We start from the raw sequence: 6910 nt of genomic DNA on the forward strand, positions 1-6910 counted from the left end.
CGCGCTTTTCCGGTTCTTCACGCGTCGCGCGCGCTCAAGCCCGGCCGTCACGCAGCTCGCGGCGCAAGATCTTGCCGACATTGCTCTTCGGCAGTTCCTTGCGGAATTCGACGATGCGCGGCCGTTTGTAGCCCGTCAGCTGGTCTTTGCAGAATGCGAAGATGTCGGCGTCGGTGATCGCTTCGTCCTTCTTCACGATGAAGAGCTTCACCGCTTCGCCAGAATGCTGGTCCGGCACACCGACAGCCGCGACTTCGAAAACGCCCGGATGTCTCGCGACCACATCCTCGATTTCGTTCGGATAGACGTTGAAGCCCGACACGAGAATCATGTCCTTCTTCCGGTCGACGATTTTGACGAAGCCGTTTTCGTCGATGGTCGCGATGTCGCCCGAGCGGAAGAAGCCGTCGGCCGTCATCACCTTCGCCGTTTCGTCCGGACGGTTCCAGTAGCCCGCCATCACCTGCGGACCGCGGATGCACAACTCGCCCGCCTGGCCGACCGGTAGTTCGTTGCCGTCGTCGTCGCGGATCGACACTTCCGTCGACGGCAGCGGCAGACCGATCGTGCCACTGTACTCCGTGACGATCGCCGGATTGCACGTCACGCACGGCGACGTCTCGGACAGGCCATAGCCCTCGATAATCGGCGCGCTCGTGCGCTCGAACCAGCGTTTCGCGACAGCTTCCTGCACGGCCATCCCGCCCCCGTTCGCGACCAGAAGATTCGAGAAATCCAGCTTCGAAAAGTCCGGGTGATTGAGCATCGCGTTGTACAACGTGTTGACGGCTGGAATCGTCGTGATCTTGTAGCCTTGCAGCGACTTGATCATCCCCGCAATGTCGCGCGGATTCGGAATGAGCACGCCGAGGCCACCCGTGCGAATCGTCAGCAGGCCGCACACGGTCAACGCGAACACGTGATAGAGCGGCAGCGCGACCACGGTCACGAACTGGTCGATGTCCGGGCGCTTCGAGCGCGCGGGTTCGAGCCATACGTGCGACTGCAGCACGTTCGCAACCAGATTGCGATGCAAAAGCGTCGCGCCCTTGGCGACGCCCGTCGTGCCGCCCGTGTACTGAAGAAATGCGACGTCGTCCGGGCCCTGCTTGACCGGCGTGAACTGGCTGCGAGCGCCTTCGGAAATGGCGTCGTTGAAGCGGATGTGTCTAGGAAGATTCCAGGCGGGCACCATCTTCTTCACGCGGCGCACGACGAAATTGACGAGCATGCCTTTCGCGCCCATCAGATCGCCCATCGACGCCACAACCATGTGCCGGACCGACGTATTGCGCACGATCGCCTGCAACGTGACTGCGAAATTTTCGAGCACGATGATCGCTTCCGCGCCACTGTCCTTCAGTTGATGTTCAAGCTCGCGCGGCGTATAGAGCGGATTCACGTTCACGACGACATAACCCGCGCGCAGGATCGCAGCGATGGCGACGGGATACTGCAGGACGTTGGGCATCATGATCGCGATGCGCGCGCCGCGCTCGATGCCCTTTGACTGAAACCACGCGGCAAGCCGAATGGAGAGGCTGTCGAGTTCGCCATACGTGATCTGCTTGCCCATGCACGCGAACGCCGGCTTCGCGCGGTACGCACGGAAGCTCTCTTCCAGCATCGCGGTGATCGACTCGTATTGGGCGGGATCGATCTCTTTGGGCACGCCGGGCGGATACGATTTCAGCCAGACTTTTTCCATACGGCGTCTCCTCCGTGATTTTCGAATGGTCGTGCTAAAAATCGCATCGTAGCATGCGCTGATGCGTGACTATTCGGGGTTAGCCCCCAGTTAGACGATGCACTCGAAAGCGCCGACTGGGGACCGTGGCAGCGCGGCGGGAACTCCGCTGCGCGTTCAGAAGCGGCTCAGACTCGCTCGATTTCGACGAGGCAGTCGTAGAACGTCGCCGAGCCGCCGAGATCGGTCAGCGCCTGGCTCGTGACCTGATTGGCGTTGCGGCCGTCGGGAGCGAGCTTCTTCCACCAGATCGACAGGCCGACGACGAGCCCCACGCGCGCCTTGTCGGTGACGCGGGCGCGCGCCAGCATCGAACCGCGATCGTTGAAGATGCGGACCTGATCGCCGTCATGAATGCCCCGCTCGGCGGCGTCGGCGGGATGGATGTCGAGATGCGGTTCGCCTTCCGTCGCCCGCAGGCTTTCTACGTTCACGAACGTGCTGTTCAGGAAATTGCGCGCCGGCGGCGAAATCATCGCGAGCGGGTAGCGCGCGGCGAGTTCGGGTGAGCCGTCCGCCGACTCGTAAGGCGGCAAGTAATCGGGCACGGGTTCGAGGCCAGCTTGCGCGAGCCGCTCGCTGTAGAACTCGCATTTGCCCGACGGCGTGCGGAAGCCGCCGTTCGCGAACGGCGCGTCGGGAACGTTCAGCTTCGCCCAGCCGTCGCGCTTCAACGTTTCCCAAGTGACGCCTTCGAGTATCGGATCGTCCCAGCGGTACGCCGACGACGCGACCGTCTCATCGCTCTCGTAAAGCGCCGGCTCCCGGAGTCCCATCGCGTGCGCGATGCCGCGGAAAATCTCCGTATTCGGGCGCGCATCGCCAACGGGCGGAATCGCGGGCAGGTTGACCATGACGTGCGTGTGCCCGTACGACTTGTGAATGTCGAGATGTTCGAGCTGCGTCGTCGCGGGCAGCAGCAAATCGGCGTAGTCGGCGGTGTCGGTCTGGAAATGCTCGAGGACAATCGTAAACAGATCCTCGCGCGCGAAGCCCGCTGCAACGCGCTCGGAATCCGGCGCAACGGCGACGGGGTTCGAGTTGTACACGACAATCGCTTCGATCTTCGGGCCAAACCCGGTGTCGCCCGGATTGCACAGGGCGTTGCCGATCTCGTTCATGTTCACGACGCGCGGTTGATTCGACGGCCACCCCGGCATCAGATCGGGCCGCGCCAGTGCATGCGAATAGACTGGCGCCCAGCCCGACGACGACATCAGCACACCGCCTGAACGCTCGCGCCATGCGCCCGTCAGCGACGGAAGACATGCGATCGCCCGCACCGCGTTGCCGCCGCCGCGCACGCGCTGCATGCCGTAATTCATGCGGATCGCCGCTTTTTTCGTGCTGCCGTAAAGACGCGCGAGATCGATGATCGTCTGCTCGTCGAGTCCGCAGATTTCAGCCGCGCGCGATGGCGGATAGTCGAGCGCGCGCGCCTTCAACTGCTCGAAGCCGAGCGTATGGTCGGCGATATAGGCGTGATCGAGCATGTCGTCCGTGATCAGCACATGCATCATGGCGAGCGCCAGCGCGCCGTCCGTTCCGGGTTTCAGCGCGACGTGCTGATGGCATTTTTCGGCGGTGAGCGAGCGGTACGGATCGATGGCGATCAGACGCGCTCCACGGCGCTTGGCCTCTTGCGCGCGCGTCCAGAAATGCAGATTCGACGCGATCGGGTTCGCACCCCAAATCAGGATCACCTCGCTCTCATCGAAAAATTCGGTGAGCATGCCAAGGCTCGCGCCGTACGTATATTTGAGACCCGCAGCGCCCGCCGCTGCACAGATCGTGCGGTCCAGTTGCGACGCACCGAGCTTATTGAAGAAGCGCTGCGCAATGCTGTCGCCCTGCACGAAACCCATCGTGCCGGCGTAGCTGTACGGCAAAATCGCCTCGGGCGCGCGGCGCGCGATTTCCGACAGCCGCTCCGCCGCGAGATGTAGCGCCTCGTCCCAACTGATCGGCTCGAACCGCCCTTCGCCTTTCCGGCCGACGCGGCGCATCGGCGTCGTCAGCCGGCGCGGATGATGGACGCGATCCGCGTAACGGCTCACTTTCGTGCACAGGACGCCCTGCGTCGGCGGATGATCCGGGTCGCCGACGACCTTGACGGCGCGGCCATTCTCGACGGTTACGCGCATTGCACAGGTATCGGGACAATCGTGTGGGCAGACGGCGCGGGCGAATTCAGCGGGAGCGTTCATATTTATATCGAGCGGGAATTGCGCGAGTGAAGGCCCTGATTCTATTACGTTCCTCTCATCCGATCTGACACGCGACCGTCAAAAATAGCGATGGGCGTAGAATCAATTATCACTCTCTCCGGAATCGACTGTCCGGATCACACTGCTCACTGCCACTTTCTTAATCCACCATGAAACTGATCCCTGAAATCCAAGCCGCACGCGGCGAAATTCAGAGTCTCCGACGAACGATTCACGCTAATCCAGAATTGCGATACGAGGAGGCGCAAACGGCGTCATTGGTCGCAAAGACGCTGGCTGGATGGGGAATCGAGGTACATGAAGGCATCGGCAAAACTGGCGTCGTTGGCGTGCTGAAGCGTGGTACGGGAAGGAAATCGATCGGACTGCGCGCCGATATGGATGCGCTGCCGATCCATGAGTTGAACACGTTCGATCATCGCTCGAAAAATGAAGGGAAAATGCACGCGTGCGGGCATGACGGACATACGGCGATGCTGCTCGGCGCGGCGCGGCATCTAGCGAAGGAAGGCGATTTCGACGGCACAATCGTGTTCATCTTTCAGCCGGCCGAGGAAGGCGGCGCCGGCGCGAAGGCCATGATCGATGATGGGCTGTTTACGCGCTTTCCCGTCGATGCGGTGTTCGGCATGCACAACTGGCCTGGGATGCCCGCGGGCAATTTCGGTGTGACGGAAGGGCCGATCATGGCTTCCAGCAACGAATTCCGCATCGAAATCAAAGGCGTGGGCTCACACGCAGCGCTGCCGCACAATGGCCGCGATCCTGTGTTCACCGCGGTGCAGATCGCCAATGGCCTGCAAAGCATCATTACGCGCAACAAAAAGCCGCTCGATACGGCTGTGCTGTCGATCACACAGATCCATGCGGGAGACGCGGTGAACGTCGTGCCGGATGAGGCGTGGCTCGCAGGCACGGTACGGACCTTCACCACGGAAACGCTTGATCTGATCGAAGCCCGGATGCGGAAAATCGTCCAAAGCACGGCGGAAGCTTACGACTGCTCTGTCGAAATGACGTTTCACCGCAACTATCCGCCCACAATCAACAGCAGCGAGGAAGCGCGGTTCGCGGCGTCGGTGATGAAGGAGATTGTCGGCGACGAAAACGTCGACGATGCCGTCGAGCCGACGATGGGCGCCGAGGATTTCTCCTTCATGTTGCTAGCGAAGCCAGGATGCTATGCATTCCTCGGCAACGGGGACGGTGGGCATCGCGAATCGGGTCATGGCGCCGGGCCTTGTATGCTGCATAACGCGAGCTACGACTTCAACGACGATTTGCTTCCAGTCGGGTCCACTTACTGGGTTCGGTTGGCGCAGAGATTTTTGGCTGCGAAGTGAGGAAGTTGGGCGCGGGTGGCGCTCATCAAACGATGGGGTGAGTGCCTGTTATTTCGTACGGTGAGAAACCGTGGGGTCTTAGCGGACCACTTGGATTTGCCCCTGCATGACCGGACACGCGGTCACGCTTTGGTTGGTGAAGTTGCGCGCTGGCGGAATTCGCGTGGAGAGCAGTTGACCTGCTCCCCATGGTTAGTCCGATAACGATGTAGAGTTCGTTCCCAAAAGGAACGACAATGAAGAAGCGATTCAGCGAAGAACAGATTATTGGCATCCTGAAGGAGGCCGAGGCTGGCCTGAAGCCGGCAGAACTGTGCCGCAAGCACGGTATCTCGGAGGCGACCTACTACAACTGGAAGGCGAAGTTCGGCGGGATGAGCGTCTCGGACGCGCAGCGTCTGAAAGAACTGGAGCAGGAGAACAACAGGCTCAAGCGCCTGTTGGCAGAGTCGATGCTCGACAATGCCGCGCTGAAGGACCTGCTGTCGCGAAAGTAGCAAGCCCGCAAGCCAAACGCGAGGCGGTCGGGATATTGATGACCGAACGCGCGATGGGTGTCACCCGGGCTTGCGGGCTGGTAGGAATTTCGCGCTCACTGTTCCGTTACGAGTCGCGCCGCACCGACGATGCGGAACTGACGGACAGGATGACGGCAATCGCCGCGCAGAAACGTCGGTACGGCTACCGCCGGATTCATGTGCTGTTGCGTCGCGAAGGCTGGCTGGTCAACCATAAGCGGACGTGGCGTCTGTATAGCAAGGCAGGGTTGAGCGTGCGTAAGCGCAGACGCAAGCGCATTGCCGCCGTCGAGCGAAAACCGCTGCCGGTGCCGACAGGCCCGAACCAGAGCTGGTCGATGGATTTTGTTTCTGATGGACTGGCTTACGGCCAGCGGTTTCGCTGCCTGAATGTGGTCGACGACTACACGCGGGAATGTCTGGCTATCGAAGTCGACACTTCACTGCCGGGTCTACGCGTAAAGCACGTGTTGCAACGGTTAGGCGAGATGCGTGGATTGCCTGCATCCACCACGGTAGACAACGGACCGGAATTCGCGGGTAAGGTGCTGGATGCATGGGCTTACGAAGCCGGTGTCACGCTGTCGTTCATCCGGCCAGGCAAGCCCGTCGAGAACGCGTACATCGAGAGCTTCAACGGACGCTTCCGTGACGAATGCCTGAATGAGCACTGGTTCGTCTCGATGCGTCATGCCAGACGCCTGATTGAAGAATGGAGAAACGAGTACAACACCGAACGGCCTCACAGCTCGCTCGGAGATCTGACGCCCAGGCAGTTCACACAGGCACATGAAGCGAAGCAGCTTTTAACCTCGGACTCTAACAGCGGTCCGGACTAATACCGGGGGCAGGTCATCGAGGCACCTTTCGCAGTCGTGTTGCTACTGCTGCGAGGAGATGCAGCCTGGGCAGAGGCGGCGGGGTATTGACGAGTGGTGAAGGCGCCGCGGGGAGAATGAGATAAAGGGCGCCGTAAACGCCACGACCCCGCCTGCTGAGGGGCGGGGTCGGGTCTGGGGTAAGGAGCCTGACGATTACCTACTTTCACACGGGCAATCCGCACTATCATCGGCG

4 protein-coding genes are annotated in these 6910 nt (G+C 61.1%); 2 read left to right on the plus strand and 2 right to left on the minus strand.

Features of this window, described 5'->3' with window-relative positions; translation table 11 throughout:
- Nucleotides 1–34: 34 nt before the first annotated feature.
- Nucleotides 35–1708 (minus strand): long-chain fatty acid--CoA ligase, encoded by a 1674-nt coding sequence (locus GCT13_RS03425; protein WP_152755348.1) that lies wholly within the window; start codon nt 1706–1708, stop codon nt 35–37.
- Between the two features lie 167 nt (nt 1709–1875).
- Complete coding sequence (locus GCT13_RS03430; protein WP_152755349.1) at nt 1876–3954, minus strand: molybdopterin-containing oxidoreductase family protein; 2079 nt, start codon at nt 3952–3954, stop codon at nt 1876–1878.
- A gap of 170 nt (nt 3955–4124) precedes the next feature.
- Here GCT13_RS03430 and GCT13_RS03435 point away from each other — a divergent pair, with 170 nt between their 5' ends.
- A complete protein-coding gene (locus GCT13_RS03435) occupies nt 4125–5318 on the plus strand; it encodes a M20 aminoacylase family protein (RefSeq protein WP_152755350.1) in 1194 nt (397 codons plus the stop codon).
- A 236-nt stretch (nt 5319–5554) separates the two neighbouring features.
- Nucleotides 5555–6675 (plus strand): IS3 family transposase gene (locus tag GCT13_RS03440; protein WP_407670738.1). Its coding sequence is split into 2 segments (ribosomal slippage): nt 5555–5795 and nt 5795–6675, totalling 1122 coding nucleotides; the frame shifts between segments, so codons are not numbered across the junction.
- The last annotated feature ends 235 nt before the right edge of the window (nt 6676–6910 follow it).

The organism is Paraburkholderia franconis, from assembly GCF_009362735.1.
GTDB classification, from domain to species: domain Bacteria; phylum Pseudomonadota; class Gammaproteobacteria; order Burkholderiales; family Burkholderiaceae; genus Paraburkholderia; species Paraburkholderia franconis.

Excerpts from the sequence above, each read along its gene's own strand:
- GCT13_RS03425 (WP_152755348.1), bottom strand. The coding sequence starts at position 1,708 with ATGGAAAAAGTCTGGCTGAAATCGTATCCGCCCGGCGTGCCCAAAGAG.
- GCT13_RS03430 (WP_152755349.1), bottom strand. The coding sequence starts at position 3,954 with ATGAACGCTCCCGCTGAATTCGCCCGCGCCGTCTGCCCACACGATTGT.
- GCT13_RS03435 (WP_152755350.1), top strand. The coding sequence starts at position 4,125 with ATGAAACTGATCCCTGAAATCCAAGCCGCACGCGGCGAAATTCAGAGT.